We start from the raw sequence: 16,849 nt of genomic DNA, 5'->3' as shown, positions 1-16,849 counted from the left end.
CATCGAGGACGGACTTATGAAGAAGCAGCGATTTACGGAAGAGCAGATTATTGGGGTGCTGAAGGAGCAGGAGGCGGGCGTTAAGGCCGCTGATCTTTGCCGCAAGCACGGGATTTCCGAGGCGACCTTTTACAACTGGAAAGCCAAATACGGCGGCATGGAGGTGTCGGAGGCCAAACGTTTGAAGGCGCTTGAAGACGAGAATGCCAAGCTGAAGAAGTTGCTCGCCGAACAAATGCTGGATACAGCCGCACTCCGCGAGCTTCTTTCAAAAAAATGGTAGGGCCTGCCGCCAAGCGCGACGCTGTCGCGCACCTGAAGGCCATCATGGGCCTTTCGGAACGGCGGGCCTGCCAGATCATATCCGCCGACCGAAAGACGATCCGCTATCAATCCTCTCGACCGACTGAGGTCGAATTGCGAACGAAGCTGCGCGATCTGGCCAATGAGCGACGACGGTTCGGCTACCGACGGCTGTTTATTCTGCTTCGGCGAGACGGAGAGGCCTCCGGTGTCAACCGCATCTACCGGCTCTATCGCGAGGAAGGTCTTTCCGTGCGCAAGCGCAAAGCCAGGCGTCGTGCTGTTGGCACGCGTACGCCGATCCTCGTCGAAGCAAAGGCGAATGCCCGCTGGTCACTGGATTTCGTCCACGATCAATTCGCCTGCGGCAGGCGCTTCCGCATCCTCAATGTGGTCGACGATGTTACGCGCGAATGCCTGGCGGCGATCCCGGACACATCGATATCAGGTCGCCGTGTCGCGAGGGAACTGACGACGCTTATCGAGCGACGAGGCAAGCCCGGCATGATTGTTTCAGACAACGGGACCGAACTGACCTCGAATGCCATCCTGGCCTGGTCGAAGGATCACAAGGTCGAGTGGCATTACATCGCGCCGGGAAGGCCAATGCAAAACGGCTATGTCGAGAGTTTCAACGGCAGGATGCGCGACGAGTTGCTCAACGAGAGCCTGTTCTTTGGACTCGATCATGCCCGCAGCGCCATTGCGGAATGGGCCGACGATTATAACAATTTCCGGCCGCACTCATCGCTCGGATACCAGACCCCGGCGGATTATGCCGGGCTCATCGCCGCAACCGGCTCCAACGCTACGCAATGTGGAAGCTTCGCGTTTCCGCCGGTTGCTCCCACCACGCCATTTGGCTTATCAAAACAGCCGAGGCTCTAATCGCAGCCGGATGAAAAATCGGTGGCAGGTCAGTAGATATACATCTGCTAGACGGTCCGACAGGCATCGACGTCGGACGACACCTAGCCTCCAGGGGCATACCCTACGTCTTCGTATCCGGGAACTTGAAGCGAATACCCGACGACTTCGCCGGCGCGATAGGTGCTATAGAGAAACCGTACACCATCAACGGCATTCAGAACGCAATCGAATATCTCAAAGCCTTTGTTACGGGGACCGCATACCCAGAGGTTCCGCCTAGTCTCGTTCCAGCAAACTAACGGAGGGTTCCCTTGCTGCCCCAGTTGCGTGGATTTCTCCAATATGGCTCAGCATTCAAATGGCGGGGAACTGACACAACAATGGTGATTGCCCGTGGAAACTGACCCGGGATTGGAGTGAACCCCTCGGGCTGGACCACGGGAGACGGAAAAACTAATACACTTTGCGGGCCTCAATCGGAGAAGGCTATGGCACAGCGCCGAAATCAGACGGGTGCAGTCGGTGCTGTTCGGACGGTATTTCGCCCCGGGAAATTTTGGGATCGCGATGCTCCGCGCGCTGTTTCGTTCCGCTGAACCGGGACGGCGCGGAATTCGCCGACGGGCCCAGGTTCGCCGCTTATCGGCCGGGAACATCCCGGTCTGGGTAGCGTGGGATAGACAGAATGGGGGCTTTATCCTCGGCGAGGCGAAGGGCGTCATGAGCGGTCCGGAGAACACGCCCAAGTGCGTGGAAAACGGAAAGGCGCAGTCCGAACGCGTCGAAGTACTCGATCAAACCTTCTCACGGAACCTGGCGCCGAGGGGAAAATAGCGGCGGTGCGACTAGCGGTTGTTTATACCAGCGAACGCCATTCGTCACATCGTGGCGCTGACAAGCCGGGCCTGGTACGGGTTCTGGAGTGGATAAAGCTAGCGGGGAATGCCCTTGGATTTCATGAAACTGCTGAAATCGCTCGAGGAGCTTCTGTATGAACTCGTCAGCTGGCTGGTCTTCTATCCGGCAACGATGTGGCGTTCCGTGACACGGCCGTTAAGCATGATGCGTTATGCGGGCATGGAGCTGTCTCATCGCCCGGAAAACCAATACGACGATACGCTGAGCCCGCCCTTGTTCCTGCTGATCACGCTCCTCCTGTCACAGGGGCTTTCGACCGCTTTTCCCTCGGTCGTCGATCCGGCGAGAGTTGCCGAGGCCAACGCCGCGGGTTCGAACCTGATGATCGCGCGCGGTATCGTTTTCGGCATCTACCCATTGTGCATGGCCGTGGCGCTACTTTTCTACAAGTCGGTAAAGCTCACGCGGTCTTCTCTTCGTCCGCCGTTCTTCAGCCAATGCTTCGTTGCGGCACCTTTCGTCTTCGTCTTCGGGTTGGCAATCGATCTTCTCGTGATGCCTGCTGAAAGGGGCATTCTGGCGGGATTGACCGCTCTTGCGGTGGCGATCATCTGGTATGGTCAATGCCAGGTTCGATGGTTCATCCAGGACCTGCGTGTCGGGCCGATCAAGGCTACCGGGATATTCGTTGCCGCCTTTATGACTGCCACGATACTGGCGCTCGTCGTGGCTGTACTCGTCAGCATCGAGTTTCACACGGTCTACAAGCAGCCTGCTTCCGCCGGGGGCTGAGCAGAGCAGACCCAGCCAATCTGGTTAAGGCCGTCACCCGCGCCTGGCAATTATCGCCGTCGTCGGCGCACATTTTCTCGCAAGCGCCGACGAGGCAGCGGCGCAGGCGCGACACGGTGATACTCGCACGATACCGTTTCACGACATCCTTCCGGACAAGCTCGCCGTACATGCGGCAACACTTGCATTCCACCGCGATGACTGCATCCTTGAGGGTCCTGAGCGTTGGATTACTCTGCACGCAGATGCCCGCCGTTGGATGAACTGCGGTTCACTTTAGTCCGGTGTCGTGCGTTCGAGGCGAGCGGCGCAGCGGCGGCGTCACGGGCGATGACTTGATCTTGATCCGTGGTCCGAGTGGTTCCATCCGCCCGCATCGAGACCCCAAGCGTGAGCGCGGTGCGCGCCGATGCTATCTCCGTTATCTCAGTCGAGCGAACCTACTTTTAGGTAGCGCTTCTTGCCCGCGTGCTGGAGATATTAGTGCTCTTGTATTTTAGTATAGCTCCTAGTCTATGGTTTGATTAGAGTGCTGCCGCGTCTAAGCGCTCGAAAAAGCCGAGCGGAAGTGGCTGTCACGCGGATGTCACGCTCGAAATAATATTGCGAAGAGACGAAATATTATTGCAGTCTACTAAATGGTAGACTGGAGGCAATAGTGGTTCAGCGGAAAGGCATGCCCGCAGTTCCAGCATTTCCCGCCTATTTGAAGAGGCATAAGTAGATTGCGGAGCGTCGGGAGACACCCGCCGAGCGATTAGTCTAAGTCGTACCATTCGGCTATTTCCTGCATGGTGTTCTTATTATGTTCTCCATATGGTAGGAGTCAATCGACGTTCACCATTCCCCGAAATGTTTGTTGACCTTTGCACCGCTAGAGCTAATCTATGCAATCCAGAGAGGGTGAAGTGCAATCAACGGGTGTCCGGAGAGTGCCGCATGCAGGGCTATCGTCGCGTACAGAAGTCCGTTTTCGAGCCGGATGAACTGCGCGCCTTGAAAGCGATCTACGACGATGTCACCGCCGAAGACTGGTTTGATCCCGACCAGCGTGAGGCCTTTGCCCGCTATTTGATCGAGACTTGTCCCGACATTGCGGCGATGAAACGCCACCGGTCAGTAGCTGAGGCGTCGGCTCGCATATTCTATTCGCGTCCGCCTGAGACAGCAAAAGCGGTCGGTTGGCTGTAGTATCCGGGGTTGGAGAACTGTAGCCCCCAGCAGTGAAAGGGTTCGTCTTGTCCAGAGGCGAAACCATTCTGCTTGGATGACATAGGACTGCGTCATTGTTTGTAGACAATGTCGCTATTGCGCGTATGCTTGTCGTATTCCACCGCATGCAGTGCCCAAAACCACAACGATAAAAGGAGCAGCCGCCGTGGTATTTCAACAAGAAGAGCTTGAAGCCCTGAAAGTCGTATTCGATGAAGTGACGGCTGAACCTTGGTTCGATGTCGCGGACAGAGACCGCTTCGCTCAATATCTCATTGCTTCTTATCCGGACGGTGAATTCGACGCTGTTGAGCAACGGGCGATCATCGAGCACTTTGCAAAGAAGTTCTACAGCCGCGCGGCATAACCCGCCAAAAATTGTCCATCTGCGATTACGATTTGTCGTGCTAGTTTGATCCTGCACGAATGCCTTGACGTTCTCTCCCCGCTTGGAACGTCGGCGCGGCTTGCTGGAGCGGGTCGCGCCATTTTTTTACGCGAAGCCGGGGGCGACCGTGAAGTTTAGAGTTGCATCTGCGATGCTGGAGCGCATGCTTGGGATAGCGTTGCCTAATCGCGATCGAAATCTCGGCGTCCTTGCCGACATCGTTGAGAAGATAATCGCAGAGCCGTGGTTTGCGACTGAAGCGCGCGATGAATTCCGCGAGTACGTTGCCGACCGGTTCGTGTCGGCAGATATGGACGACAAGCAGAAGCGATCACTGCTGATCAGCATGGCGCGGCGCTTTTATAGCCGCTAGCCAGACTCGGATTAGGGACGGTCGGCGACTTGAGCTTCAGCCGCATTCATCATCATCATGCCCGCCGCTTGGCGGCCTTGCTCGAATGCGGCAATAGAACGCGGACATGTTCGATACCTCGCATGAATGCGTCCATGCTCGCTGCTCTATCCTTCAACGCCGCCAATTGAAGCTGCTCCTCAAGCTTGCGCAACTGTTGGCGAGCGAGGCTTTTGACGATGTGCGGGCTGACTTCAGCTATCTCCATGATCGATGTATATCATTTGGTGTACCGGGCTAACCATTCTGTTTACGAGTGCGCGCAAAATTGTCCGAGACGCTAAAAATTCTTCTGATATGGTATATAAGTCACACCTAAAATGGCGTGATGCTGCATTCACCCCCTCGATGCAGCGCGCGGCGAACCTGCCCCGATGCCGCAAAAAAAAGACCCCGGACGTCTGTGTTCGTCCGGGGTCTCGTGTTTTTGCGGTCATGCAAAATTATAGCCGCTAGTCAGTCATTGATCGAATGCGGAAACATCAAGTATCATCGGCCTCAGGTTGTGTTTGTGTGCGAGCGCAACGACGGTTAATTCCATTTCGAGCAATGCATTGATTTCCGTGTCATATTCTTTCACGACGGCTTTCCGAGCCTCTATATTCGTGAACACTTCATCGTACTTGTGCATGTATTTTTGTCGCTTTTTGTCGTCTCTGTTGATCCCTTCGTCATTTTGATGTCGTCGCTATCTATGCTCCCTGTCTGTTCGCTTCTTCCACCGGACCGCTAGCGTTGGAAAGCAGCGTCCGGGGAGCGCTCCGGTATGACCCCGAGGATTGGTTTCGAGAGAAGCACCCGCACTGGCGCGCACCGAAGCCGATCAACCAAAGGCTTGGCTGCTCGAGGTGGTGGCAGCATCCGTGCCCGCATGAAGAACCTTCGGCGTGCCGCGCCCAATCGATGTTTGCAGCTTCTATCCCGAAGCCGTCATTTGGAAATACTACACATCGCGACACGGTAGTATAAGTATGGCCGTGAGAAGGCCATCGTCTTTGACATCCGCTATGGTACGGTTCGCGTGAGCAACCGGTTTCCGGCCGTTGCCATCTCCCGGGGAGAGAAGTCATCCACCGCCGTAGCTGTCCGAAACAATATCTATACGGTTGCCGGTGACCTCGGCCTTTACCTCGTCGATCGCGTCACATAGCCCGTCGATATCCTTCTGCGTATGAGACGCGGTAAGGCAGACGCGAAGCCCCGCCTGGCCGCGCGCGACGGTGGGGAAGAAAATGGCAGACGTGTAGAAGCCTCGCCGAAGCAGCTCCCGCGCCGCAGCGACAGACACCAGTTCGTCGCCGAACCGGATCGTTCGAATGGGGAGGTTCGAGGACGGCTCCGCGCTGTTCAATCGTCCGTCCAGATGGGCGAGATTTTGCTGCAGCTGCTGCTGCCGGCGGGAAAGCTCCGGCGAGGCATGAATGGCCGCCGACGCAAGCGCCGCGCCGACCGCGGCGGTCGTCAGGGATGCCGAGAACGCATGGGCGACCGCAAACCTTCGGAACAGGACCTCCTGCGCGGCCGTGCCAAGCATGAGAATGCCGCCTGATGCCCCAAAGCCTTTGCCGAGCGAAGCGGCAACGATCGTGCGGTCGCCGAGATCGGGGATCGCCGTGCGCGCATACCCCGCGCCTGTCTCGCCGTGGATGGAAATGCCGTGCGCGTCGTCGATGTACAGGAACAATCCGTACTTGGCCTGCAAGCGGAGCAGATCGCCCATTGGCGCATGGCCCCCCCATCGAATAGATGCCGTCGCAGATGTACGCGACCTGTCGATGGCTCTGGCACAAGGCTTCGAGCGCCGCCATGTCGTTGTGGGGGATTGTGGTGACGTCGGTTTCCTGCGCAACCGCCGCCTTATGATGGGCAAGCGTGGCATGCGCCAGACGGTCAAAGACCATCAGGGGCTTGCGTCCCCCGGTCAGATGACCCGACGCCAGGATGGGAAGGGCGCTCATGTTCGCGGCCAGGACCGTCGTGAATGTCAGGATCCTCGCCTTGAAGAGATCGGAGAGTTCCTGCTCCAGCTGACCCAGCACATTGAAGTTGAGCCGGGTGCGGGCGCAGGACCAGTGAAAGGCGCCGGAGCGCGAAATGGCTTCTCGGGCGCCTTCTAGGATCTCCGGGTGATTGTCGAGGCCGAGGTAGGAGCACCGGACAAAGTCCGTCACCGCCTGGCCGGTCGGCTGAATATGCACGAGGCGACCCTGTGCCGGCGCCGCATAGATCGCCATGATGCCTTGGTAGTGCGCATGGTCGAAGCTTGCAGAAGCTGTGTCGATCATTGTTGACGTGTTGCGAAGCGATTGATGGATCGTCTTGTCGGATTTTGTGTCTGTCATGGTTTACATCCCGATGCTTGTGCAATGGGAGATCGCCACAGGAGACAAGCGAATGCGACGAAAAAATCTGAAAGAAAAGAATAAGAAAATGCGAACGGGTAAATAGTACTTATTGCTCGCTAAAGATCTGCAATAAATCCGCTGGAGCGGACAGTCTGGATTAACTTCTTTCCGGTTGCGGTATAGATGGCTTTTCGTAATTTAGAGACGTGTACATCGACTGTCTTGTCATCGACATATCGACCCGGCGGCCACGCCGCCTCTACGAGGTCGCGGCGGCTCAACACCTGCCCGGGGGAGGCGAGCATGCGCTGCAGGATCCTGAACTCGGTCGGGCTGAGGCAGGCCCTTCCTTGTGCGCCGTTGAGGATGCGGGTCGAACTGTCGACAAGAAACGCGCCACCATGCTCGCTCCGGCTTTTCGTGTGCCGGGCCGGCGCGCGCTGATCGCGGCGCGCGATGATCCCTCTCACCCCCGACAAGATGAGCTCGGGAGATAATGGCCTCAAGATGCATTCATCGACGCCAGCCTTCAGGAACTTCAGGTAGTGCCTCTCGTTCTGGGCGCGGATAAAGGCCATCATCGGGATCCCCGACGTCCGCTGACGCACGCGCGCCCTCCGGCAGAGTTCGAGCGCCCGCTCGATGTCCGTGCTGTCGATGATCAATGCCTTGGCCGACGAGATTCGCGCTTCAAGTTCTTCGATGCGCACGGCGATCGATATCGCCCGGAACCCCCCGGCGGCCAGAAGGTGCGTGAGAAAAAGCGAAAAATCCGCGTCTTCCGTCGCAACGAGTACGGTTGGACCCATAGTTGACTCCGCAGGTGCTCCAGATCTGTCACCTGCAGAGTCAGGATGCTTTGATGTGCTTTCCACGTCGTGGATGTTCGTTCGAGGATGGTGGAGGTTGGCCCGGGATCCCGTTATCGCACCCAGTTATTCCATTGCTCGAGGAGGACGGGAGCATTGGCGTTGATCCATGCCGCGTCCGGCACCACGACATTGTCCGAGATTTCTGCCGTCGTCGGCATGGAGCGACGCGCCTCTTCGGACATCAGCGCGATTGCTTCTGCGCTCGGCGGCGTGCAGGACAGGACGTTGCAGGCTTTGGCCTGTGCTGCAGGATTGTCGAGCCAGTAAGCAATCAGCTTACGGGCATTGTCCGGGTTAGGCGCACCCTTGATGAGGGCGACGCGATCGCCGACGAGGAACGAAGCCTTATAGGACCACTTTATCGAAAGGCCCTCATTCGCCATGGCCTTGGCGCGTGTCAGCCAGATTTGACCGAGGTCGTAATCCGCGTTGCGAAAGCCCTGAACGCTCTGATCGCCTGTCTTCCACCACAAAGAGACCGAGTCCCTGATCTGCTCGAGCTTGCGGAACGCGCGATCGACATCGAGGGGAAAGAGCTTGTCCTTTTCAACGCCGTCGGCAAGCAACGCTGCGGCGAGCACGCGCCAGGGGTCGTCGAAGTTGGGAAACGCCCGTCCCCCTGGGAAGCGCTTCGTATCCCACATGTCGGCCCAGGTTTCCGGCGCCTGCGCGCCGAAGGCGTCCGATCGATAGACCAGCAGGGTGGCCGTCGATTGGACAAGCGCACCCCCTGCCTGACAAGTATTCGCCGGCAGGTCCGTCCGCCCCTTGTAAGGCTGGCAGAAGTCCGTCAGGTCTTCCGTGACTGCCCTGTGCGCTTCGGACGCTGCCTGAATCTCCCCGTCGAGATAAAGGTCCCAGGTCACGTTCCCCGATGCGACCATCGCCGAGGCCTTCGCGCGCAGCTCGGCGTTCGTTCCGGAGACGACGACGACTTCGATCCCAGTCTCCTGCGTGAAGGGGTCGAACCACGCTTCCTTCAGCGCACGGTCGTAGGCCCCGCCGGTCGATCCAATGATCACACGTTCTCCGGCCATCGCGCTACCGGCTGCGATCAACATCGCCGATGCAAGGGCTGAGCGAATGGCGAGCATGAAGATGGTTCTATTTTGCATTGGGTTACTCCTGTTTGGTTCTGGATGAAGTTGAAGACGAAATGAGATGAGCGATACCGATCAGGCAGAGCGAGGCTGCGACCACCACCGTCGATGCCGCGGCGATGACGGGGGTCAGATTGAAGTCGATGTCCTCGAACATCTTTCGGCCGATCGACTTGCCGCCGATATCGGAGATGAAGAACGCGACGGTCGCCTCGTCGAAGGAGGCGAGAAACGCAAAGACCGCGCCGGCCGCGATCCCCGGAAGGATGTTCGGAAAGGTCACGTGGATGAAGGACTGCAGGCGTGTCGCCCCGCAATTGGCCGCCGCAAGCTCAAGCGCGGGATCGAGCCGCTGGAGGGACGCTGTGACCGTGATGACGACGAAAGGAACCGACAGGACCGAATGACCGATCAGGAAGCCGGTGAGAGAGCCCGTCAGTTCCAGGGGTGCGAAAACGAGATAGAGCGCCACGCCGAGCACCACGTGAGGAACGATCATGGGCCCAATCGCCATGGCCTGGATCGCCGCCTTGAATGGCAGTTCGCCACGAACGATCGCTAGGGCCGACATTGTCCCGATGATCGTGGATGCCAGCGACGTCCAGAACGCGATCTTCAGGCTGAACAGCGTCGACGCGATCCAGTCCGGGTCCGAGAAGAACGCGCGATACCAGTCGAGCGTGAGCGCCGACGGCGGGAACGTCAGGTGCGAAGACGCATTCAGTGACATCGGAACGATGATCGCCGTCGGAAGGATCAGGAAGAACAGCACCAGCCCTACGATGAGCGCACAGAGCACGGGCAGCGGACGTGGACGCCACGGCGCCGGGACGCGAGGTGGGCTGAGAGAGCGCTCCTGCGCTCGCGGATCGGTGATTTGATCAATGGGCACTGCTGAATCCTTTGCTTTGGGCAAGAGCGCGCCGGAAGACGGCGACCAGGAGCAAGCTCACCGTCAGGAGCAGCGTCGAAAGGGCCGCGGCGAAGGGCCAATCGAGAACGACGAGGGTCTGCTGGCCGATAAGGGTGGCCATCATCATCGAACTGGGACCGCCGACGAGGGCAGGGGTAATGTAGAAGCCCAGAGCCAGGACGAAGCAGAGCAGGGTGCCGGCGAAGATGCCGGGCAGGCTGAGCGGCAGGGTGATGAGCAGAAACGCGCGGATCGGTGTCGCGCCAAGGTTGGACGCCGCGCGTGTCAGATCCGCCGGCAGGCTCCTCAGCGTTGCCTGGATGGGAAGGATTGCGAAGGGAAGAAGCACATGGGTCATCGCGAGTATGACCGCGCCCTGTGTGTAGAGAAGGCGTAAGGGGCCGTCGCTCAGCCCGGTGGCCTGCAGCAGGTCGTTGACGAGGCCATTGCGTTGCAAGAGCACCACCCACGCGTAGGACCGGATGAGGATGGAGGTCCAAAGCGGCACGAAGACGCAAGCCGTCACGAGGAGCGCGGCCCTTCGTTTGAGGCGGGCCATCGCAAGGGCGACGGGATATCCAAGAATGAGACAAAGGGCGGCGACGACAGCCGATATCAAGACGGTGTCGATAAGCACCCCGATGTAGAGATCGCCCTGAACCAGGCGGACATAAGGCTCGGCGCCATTGGCGAAGCTGAGCTGTACGAGCCGCGCAACGGGATAAACGAACCCGATGAACAGCAGCGAGATCAGCGGGCTGACGAGAAGAAGGGAGACGGCCGGCGGATAGGCCTTCGCAGACTGCCCTCGCCGGAACTGCGCAACCCAGCTGAAAACTTTGTTGTCGCTCACGGCAGGGCCTCGCTTTCCGCTGGAAAGAGGCGGGCGTTCACAGCGGCGAACTCGAGGGAAACCAGAGCGCCCTTTTCCGGGATTGCCTGCGAGAAGGGAACCTGAACCCGCACGACGGCGTCGCCGAGGGCGCTGATGCGCACGACCGCGGTGCGCGTGGCGCCCGCAAACACGACAGTATCAAGGACGCCTTCGATGACCGAATTGCGGTCCCATTGTGTCGGCCGTAGTTCCAGATGCTCCGGACGGATCGCAAGCTGGTAGAATTGTCCCGGTGTTGGACGATCCGATGCCCGCCTGCTGACGGAGATTGGAGCCGACGAACCTCTCAGGACCACCACGGCGCTGCTCTCGTCACAGGAAACGACCGTCACGGGCAAAAAATTGATGGACCCGACAAAGTCCGCGACAAAAGCGTTCCGCGGGTCCCGGTAGAGCTCGTCCGGGGCGCCGATCTGCTGAAGCGTGCCGCGATGCATCACCGCGACGCGGTTCGACATCGTGAGCGCTTCCTCTTGGTCGTGCGTGACATAGACGACGGTTGCGCCGAGCCGCTCCTGGATCCGCTTGATCTCAAGCTGCATCGCCTCGCGCAACTTCTTGTCCAGCGCCCCGAGCGGTTCGTCCATGAGAATGACTGGCGGATTGAATACCAGCGCGCGTGCCACGGCAACGCGCTGCTGTTGCCCGCCGGACAACTGATGAGGATAGCGATCTTCGAGACCTTCCAATTGGACAAGGTCGAGCATCTCTGCCACGCGTCTGCGGCCGTCTGGCGTTTTGGACACGCGGCGCATGCGCAAGGGAAACGCGATGTTTTCTTGCACCGTCATGTGCGGGAACAGGGCATATCGCTGAAAGACCATGCCAATGTTGCGCAGGTGCGGCGCAGCCGATGTGATATCCTGGCTCGCAATATGGATCGTTCCGGTGCTCGGATGCTCGAACCCTGCAATCATCGTGAGCAACGATGTCTTGCCGGATCCGGACGGTCCAACGATGGAGACGAATTCGCCGGCGTGGATCTCGAGCGTCGTATTCTTGACGGCCTCCACGGCCCCATAGGCCTTCGAGATGCCGGATAGGGTTAAACTCTTTCCAATCAACTTGTCCCCCAATCTATGTACTGAAGGCGTTCTGCCGCGGCCGACGGCGCGCATCCGTGCCGTCTGGTTCGTGGCATGCGCTGGACATGTGACATCAGGTCCGCGACGCGGTAGTATTGATGCGACATAACTTTGCAAAACGTTCACAATGCGTTTTTTGTTGCAACAAAAATAAGCCGTGTCAACCATCTTGGGATGTAAAATGATTAATGATGAAACCGATGGCATGAAAAGCGCCGCAAATCCGCGGCTGGGCGAGGCGGCCTATGACGCGCTAAAGGACCGGATCAGCAGGGGCGTCTACAGGCCTGGCGACAAACTGACGGTTCGATCTGTTGCGGAGACCCTCGGTGTCAGTTCGACCCCGGCGCGCGATGCCATCAACAGGCTGACGGCCGAAAATGCTCTGGTCTATGCCGGCCCCAAGACGGTGATCATCCCCGTTCTGTCGGAGTCCGATCTCAGAGAGGTCACTGTGGTGCGAATAGCGCTGGAGGGTCTGGCGGCGGAGGAGGCTGCGAAAAACTGCGGCGCGTCGGATGTCGAGAGGCTCAAGTCCCTGCAAATCCAGATCAATGAGGGGCTAGGGCGCCGCGATTACGCGTCCGTTCTCTGGCATAACAAGGAGTTCCATTTCCACGTCTATGGGCGCTCGGGCCTGCCCCGGCTCGTCGGCTTGATCGAGGCTCAGTGGCTGCGCGTGGGCCCCTCGTTCTACGGCCTCTATCCTGAATTCGCCGAGGAACGGTACGGGGTACGCAACCACGAAATGGTCATCGACGCGATCGAGGAAGGTGATGGTCGGGCCCTGCGCGCCGCTTTCGAAAGCGACATCCGCATCGGATATCTGCGGCTGCGGAGCGCTGTAAGGGCGCGCACCTCCGTCTAGCGACGTTTTTTGTCGCATCGCATTGACATGCGGCTATTTTGTTGCAACAAAAATGTGAAGCTTTCACAAAGTCTCATTTTTGCAGCAAGGATAGCCAGATGCTCACAGAACCGGCCGACGCCGAGGAGTCAGCGCACTCCCGGTCCGTCGATCTCTATCAGCGCGGCCACGCCGTGTTTCCCGGCGGGGTGACGCGTGCAACGATCGACAGGGATCCTCACCCCATCTACGCCGCGCGCGGGGAGGGGGCCTTTCTCGTCGATGTCGACGATGCGCGCCTCCTCGACCTCAACAACAACTTCACCACGCTCCTTCACGGCCACGGCTACGAGCCCGTGATGGAAGCCGTCAGCGCATTGCTGTCGACGGGGACCTGCTTTTCCAACCCGACGCGGCACGAGATCGCACTCGCTGAACTCCTGACCTCGCGAATTCCGAGCGTCGAGCGGATTCGCTTCGTAAACACCGGCACCGAAGCCGTCATGTTCGCCATCAAGGCGGCGCGAGCCTTCACCGGCCGATCCGCCATCGCCCGTTTCGCCGGCGCCTACCACGGCGCCTACGACTGGGCTGAGGCCGGCCAGAACGGGTTTGAAGCCGACGATGCGGGGCGCCGCAAGGCGCGCCTTGCCTATCAGGGCGCCCCCAATGCGGTGGCGAACGATGTTCTGGTGCTGGACTTCAATGACGCCGATGCGGTCGAGGACGCACTGACAGCGAATGCCGATCGCCTTGCTGCGGTGCTCATTGACCCGATGCCCAGTCGGGCCGGACTCATCGCGCCGACACGTGACTTCATCGACCGCCTCACAGCCGTGGCCGGACGGCATGGCATCCTTATCATCGCGGACGAAGTCCTGAATTTGCGGCAGAGCTTTGCCGGGGCTTCCGCCCGTTACGGCCTAAAACCCGATCTCCTCGTCGCCGGCAAGGTCATTGGCGGCGGGTTCCCGATCGGCGCCGTCGGAGGCAGCGCAACTGTCATGGCCGTGTTCGGGGGCGACCGGCGTTCCCCGTTGGTCTCGCAAGGCGGCACTTTCTCGGCAAACCCTGTTTCCATGGTGGCGGGCCGCGTCGCCATGGAGGCGGCGACACCGGCCATGTTCGATCGGCTCGAGCAACAGGGAAACCGCCTTCGCGCGCAACTCGCAGAGATAGCCCGAAACCACCGAGCCCCATTTTCGGTAACCGGGGCGGCCTCCCTGTTTCGCCTTCATCCCAAAGCCGAGCCGCCTCGTTCCTGGGCGGCGGCGGCTCAGACGCCAGGGGAAGCGGCGACCATGCGCAGTCTTAGCCGGTTTCTGCGAGCCGAAGGCATTTTGCTGCCGCATGATGCAGCGGCTTGTCTCTCGTCTCCCATGACCGATGCGGATCTCGATCAGGTGTCCGCGGCGTTCGATAAATTTCTCGCAAGCCATCGTTTTGCAAGCCAGGAGGCTCAGCTTTGACAACCACGACCATCAACGAAACCGTCGCCGAATGCATCGCCAAGGCCCTGAAGCGGCACGGCGTCGATACCCTCTTTGCGCAGAGCCTTCCGTCCGCGGTCGTTCTTGCTGCTGAAGCCATCGGGATTCGCCAGATCGCCTACCGGCAGGAAAATATGGGCGGCGCCATGGCTGACGGATACGCGCGCATCTCCGGCAGGGTTGGCGTGGTCGCGGCCCAGAACGGGCCGGCGGCGACCCTGCTTGTGGCACCTCTTGCCGAGGCTCTGAAGGCGAGCATCCCCCTTGTCGCTCTCGTCCAGGATGTCGAACGGGACCAGACGGACAAGAATGCGTTTCAGGATTTCGATCAGGTCGCGCTGTTCCAGTCCTGCACGAAATGGGTACGCCGCCTTCAGGTCGAGGCGCGTGTCGAGGACTATATCGATGCGGCGTTCACGGCAGCCACATCCGGCCGGCCGGGTCCTGTCGCGCTCCTTCTGCCCGCGGACCTGCTCCGCTCGGAAATCCGGCATCCCGAGCGGCGGCGCACCGCGACCCTCGGCATTTGGCCGCTCGATCGCACGCGCCCGTGCAATGAGGCCCTGGGGCAGGCGGCGCAATGGATCGTCGAGGCCGAACGTCCCGTCGTCATCGCAGGCGGCGGTGTCCATGCCGCCGGCGCGGCTGCCGCGTTCTCCTGCTTGCAGGAGCTCGCAAGCCTTCCAGTGTGCACGACGAATATGGGCAAGGGCGTTGTCGATGAGCATCATCCGCTCTCCGTCGGCGTGCTCGGCGCTTTGACAGGGCCGCGGTCGCTGGGTGCCTTCACGCGCAAATTCGTCGAGACGGCGGACCTGGTCATCCTGGCCGGCACGCGGACCAACCAGAACGGCACCGATAGCTGGCGTCAGATTTCCCCGACCGCGCGCGTCATCCATATCGATGTCGATCCGTGCGAGATTGGCCGCAACTATGAGGCCCTTCGTCTCGTCGGCGATGCGACGACAACGATGAACGCGCTTGCCGATGCCATCGCGCCGATGAACCTAGACAAGAGAACGGCACGGCGTGACGAGCTTGAACGCGAGATCGCCCGATGCTGGTCCTCGTTTGAGCAGGCGCGCAGAAGCGTCTATGAATCGGGCAGCTCGCCGATCAGGCCGGAACGGATCATGCGAGAGCTTCAGCCTTGGCTGGACCAAGGGCTCACGGTGGTCGCGGACGCGAGCTATTCGTCCATGTGGGTGACCGGCCAGCTGCGCGCTCCGAAAGCGGGGGCTCGGTTCATCACGCCGCGAGGACTTGCGGGCCTCGGCTGGGGTCTTCCGCTCGCCGTCGGGGCGAAGCTCGCCCGACCAGGGAGCCCCGTCGTGGCGATCGTCGGAGATGGTGGGTTCGCGCACAGTTGGGCTGAGATGGAGACGATCGTGCGTCTTCACATCCCGGTGACGATCATCGTTCTCAACAACGGCATTCTCGGATTCCAGCGGGATGCCGAGACCGTCAAGTTCGGTCGCTTCACCACGGCATGCCACTTTTCTCCGGTCGAGCACACCGCGATCGCGCAGGCTTGCGGTTGCGATGCGGCCTATGTGAGCGATCCAAACCAGCTGGCGAGCGTGCTCGAAGGCGCGATTGGATCAAACCGGCCAAACCTTATCGAGGTGGTGACCGATCCCGAAGCGCACCCGCCACTTTCCCTGTTCGCCGCGATGGACGAGGCCGCGTGATCGAGAGCCAACAAGCACCTGTCGCGATCGTGACGGGCGGAAGCACCGGTATCGGGCTTTCGACCGTTACGGCCCTGTTGGCCGCGGGCTACAGGGTCGCCTTCTTCAGCCAGAATGTGCAGCATGTCCAAAAGGCCGAGGACATGCTGCGAACAACGGCTGACGCGTCGGCGATCCTGACTGCGTGCGTCGATGTCAGGTCCAAGCCCTCGGTGAACGCGTTTTTCGCGTTGGTCGACGAGCGCTGGGAGCGGGTTGACGCTCTGGTCTGCAACGCGGGCATTTCTCCAAAAGACGCCCACGGCGCTGTGCCGTTTGAAGACGTCGATGCCGCCCAGTGGCATGACGTCCTCAGCGTCAACCTCACAGGGGCGGTCTGGTGTTGCCAGGCCGCCCTGAAACGCATGAAGCCATCCGGTCGCGGGCGCATCGTCCTCATCGGCTCGGTGGCCGGTCGGACAATTCCCAAAATTGCGGGTGCGCCTTACGTGGCCTCGAAAGCGGCGCTCGCGGGTCTTGCAAAGTCGATGGTTGCCGCATGCAATGGGTCTGCCATCACCATCAACGTCGTCGCCCCGGGCCGGATCGCTACGGACATGGCGGGGGACCCCACGAGCAGCACGAACCTTGAGGCGCTGCGGCGCATCCCCGTCGGGCGTCTGGGGACCGGCGCTGACGTCGCCGCCCTCATACGCTTTCTGCTTTCCGACGAAGCCGGCTTCATCAACGGCGCGATTATCGATGTGAACGGAGGGGAGTTCGCGCCCCTTTGATGG

The 16,849-nt window shown here is 60.1% G+C and carries 14 protein-coding genes and 3 pseudogenes; 10 read left to right on the top strand and 7 right to left on the bottom strand.

Annotated features, from left to right (window positions below; all coding sequences use genetic code 11):
- The first annotated feature begins 16 nt into the window (after nucleotides 1–16).
- From Q9316_RS23760 to Q9316_RS23735, 6 genes and pseudogenes are all read left to right on the top strand, one after another.
- Nucleotides 17–1,205: pseudogene (locus tag Q9316_RS23760) on the top strand (IS3 family transposase).
- Between the two features lie 18 nt (nucleotides 1,206–1,223).
- A pseudogene (locus Q9316_RS23755) lies at nucleotides 1,224–1,472 on the top strand (response regulator); the annotation flags it as partial.
- A gap of 658 nt (nucleotides 1,473–2,130) precedes the next feature.
- Nucleotides 2,131–2,823, top strand: a complete 693-nt coding sequence (locus Q9316_RS23750; RefSeq protein ID WP_306036277.1) for a permease — start codon at nucleotides 2,131–2,133, stop codon at nucleotides 2,821–2,823.
- Nucleotides 2,824–3,762: 939 nt separating this feature from the next.
- On the top strand, nucleotides 3,763–4,014 hold the full coding sequence (locus Q9316_RS23745; RefSeq protein ID WP_306036276.1) for a hypothetical protein: 252 nt from the start codon (nucleotides 3,763–3,765) through the stop codon (nucleotides 4,012–4,014).
- 187 nt (nucleotides 4,015–4,201) lie between these two features.
- The gene (locus Q9316_RS23740; RefSeq protein WP_306036275.1) at nucleotides 4,202–4,402 is read left to right on the top strand and encodes a hypothetical protein; all 201 of its coding nucleotides are present in this window, start codon (nucleotides 4,202–4,204) and stop codon (nucleotides 4,400–4,402) included.
- 100 nt (nucleotides 4,403–4,502) lie between these two features.
- Entirely contained in the window at nucleotides 4,503–4,796 is a 294-nt protein-coding gene (locus Q9316_RS23735) for a hypothetical protein (protein ID WP_306036274.1), read from the top strand.
- A 55-nt stretch (nucleotides 4,797–4,851) separates the two neighbouring features.
- Here the strand turns inward: Q9316_RS23735 and Q9316_RS23730 are convergent, their stop codons facing one another.
- The 7 genes and pseudogenes from Q9316_RS23730 to Q9316_RS23700 form a co-directional block, all read right to left on the bottom strand.
- Nucleotides 4,852–5,043 carry a hypothetical protein gene (locus tag Q9316_RS23730; protein ID WP_306036273.1) on the bottom strand — a complete coding sequence of 64 codons (192 nt, stop codon included), beginning with the start codon at nucleotides 5,041–5,043 and terminating at the stop codon, nucleotides 4,852–4,854.
- 858 nt (nucleotides 5,044–5,901) lie between these two features.
- Nucleotides 5,902–7,177 (bottom strand): annotated as a pseudogene (locus tag Q9316_RS23725) (aminotransferase class I/II-fold pyridoxal phosphate-dependent enzyme).
- Nucleotides 7,178–7,296: 119 nt separating this feature from the next.
- On the bottom strand, nucleotides 7,297–7,989 hold the full coding sequence (locus tag Q9316_RS23720; protein WP_306036272.1) for a winged helix-turn-helix domain-containing protein: 693 nt from the start codon (nucleotides 7,987–7,989) through the stop codon (nucleotides 7,297–7,299).
- A 113-nt stretch (nucleotides 7,990–8,102) separates the two neighbouring features.
- Nucleotides 8,103–9,113, bottom strand: a complete 1,011-nt coding sequence (locus tag Q9316_RS23715) for an extracellular solute-binding protein (protein ID WP_306036351.1) — start codon at nucleotides 9,111–9,113, stop codon at nucleotides 8,103–8,105.
- 58 nt (nucleotides 9,114–9,171) lie between these two features.
- Nucleotides 9,172–9,882, bottom strand: a complete 711-nt coding sequence (locus Q9316_RS23710; protein ID WP_371878090.1) for an ABC transporter permease — start codon at nucleotides 9,880–9,882, stop codon at nucleotides 9,172–9,174.
- A 151-nt stretch (nucleotides 9,883–10,033) separates the two neighbouring features.
- On the bottom strand, nucleotides 10,034–10,918 hold the full coding sequence (locus Q9316_RS23705) for an ABC transporter permease (RefSeq protein ID WP_306036271.1): 885 nt from the start codon (nucleotides 10,916–10,918) through the stop codon (nucleotides 10,034–10,036).
- Nucleotides 10,915–12,024 (bottom strand): ABC transporter ATP-binding protein, encoded by a 1,110-nt coding sequence (locus Q9316_RS23700; RefSeq protein WP_371878089.1) that lies wholly within the window; start codon nucleotides 12,022–12,024, stop codon nucleotides 10,915–10,917. Before Q9316_RS23700 ends, Q9316_RS23705 begins: the two co-directional genes overlap by 4 nt.
- 202 nt (nucleotides 12,025–12,226) lie before the next feature.
- Between Q9316_RS23700 and Q9316_RS23695 the strand changes: the two genes are divergently transcribed.
- From Q9316_RS23695 to fabG, 4 genes are all read left to right on the top strand, one after another.
- The gene (locus Q9316_RS23695) at nucleotides 12,227–12,913 is read left to right on the top strand and encodes a GntR family transcriptional regulator (RefSeq protein ID WP_306036269.1); all 687 of its coding nucleotides are present in this window, start codon (nucleotides 12,227–12,229) and stop codon (nucleotides 12,911–12,913) included.
- 98 nt (nucleotides 12,914–13,011) lie between these two features.
- A complete protein-coding gene (locus Q9316_RS23690; RefSeq protein WP_306036268.1) occupies nucleotides 13,012–14,361 on the top strand; it encodes an aspartate aminotransferase family protein in 1,350 nt (449 codons plus the stop codon).
- Nucleotides 14,358–16,073, top strand: coding sequence for an acetolactate synthase catalytic subunit (locus Q9316_RS23685; protein ID WP_306036267.1), 1,716 nt, complete (start codon nucleotides 14,358–14,360; stop codon nucleotides 16,071–16,073). The genes Q9316_RS23690 and Q9316_RS23685 overlap by 4 nt, the downstream gene beginning before the upstream one ends.
- Nucleotides 16,070–16,846, top strand: a complete 777-nt coding sequence (gene fabG, locus Q9316_RS23680; protein WP_371878080.1) for a 3-oxoacyl-ACP reductase FabG — start codon at nucleotides 16,070–16,072, stop codon at nucleotides 16,844–16,846. The genes Q9316_RS23685 and fabG overlap by 4 nt, the downstream gene beginning before the upstream one ends.
- Nucleotides 16,847–16,849 lie beyond the last annotated feature (3 nt).

It is taken from the genome of Shinella zoogloeoides (assembly GCF_030733845.1).
GTDB classification, from domain to species: domain Bacteria; phylum Pseudomonadota; class Alphaproteobacteria; order Rhizobiales; family Rhizobiaceae; genus Shinella; species Shinella zoogloeoides_C.
This window is presented reverse-complemented; position numbering and strand designations above follow the sequence as displayed.

Coding starts and splice junctions, on each gene's coding strand:
- Q9316_RS23720 (WP_306036272.1), bottom strand. CDS start 7,989: ATGGGTCCAACCGTACTCGTTGCGACGGAAGACGCGGATTTTTCGCTT.
- Q9316_RS23690 (WP_306036268.1), top strand. CDS start 13,012: ATGCTCACAGAACCGGCCGACGCCGAGGAGTCAGCGCACTCCCGGTCC.
- Q9316_RS23695 (WP_306036269.1), top strand. CDS start 12,227: ATGATTAATGATGAAACCGATGGCATGAAAAGCGCCGCAAATCCGCGG.
- Q9316_RS23745 (WP_306036276.1), top strand. CDS start 3,763: ATGCAGGGCTATCGTCGCGTACAGAAGTCCGTTTTCGAGCCGGATGAA.
- Q9316_RS23750 (WP_306036277.1), top strand. CDS start 2,131: ATGAAACTGCTGAAATCGCTCGAGGAGCTTCTGTATGAACTCGTCAGC.
- Q9316_RS23715 (WP_306036351.1), bottom strand. CDS start 9,113: ATGTTGATCGCAGCCGGTAGCGCGATGGCCGGAGAACGTGTGATCATT.
- Q9316_RS23710 (WP_371878090.1), bottom strand. CDS start 9,882: ATGTCACTGAATGCGTCTTCGCACCTGACGTTCCCGCCGTCGGCGCTC.
- Q9316_RS23730 (WP_306036273.1), bottom strand. CDS start 5,043: ATGGAGATAGCTGAAGTCAGCCCGCACATCGTCAAAAGCCTCGCTCGC.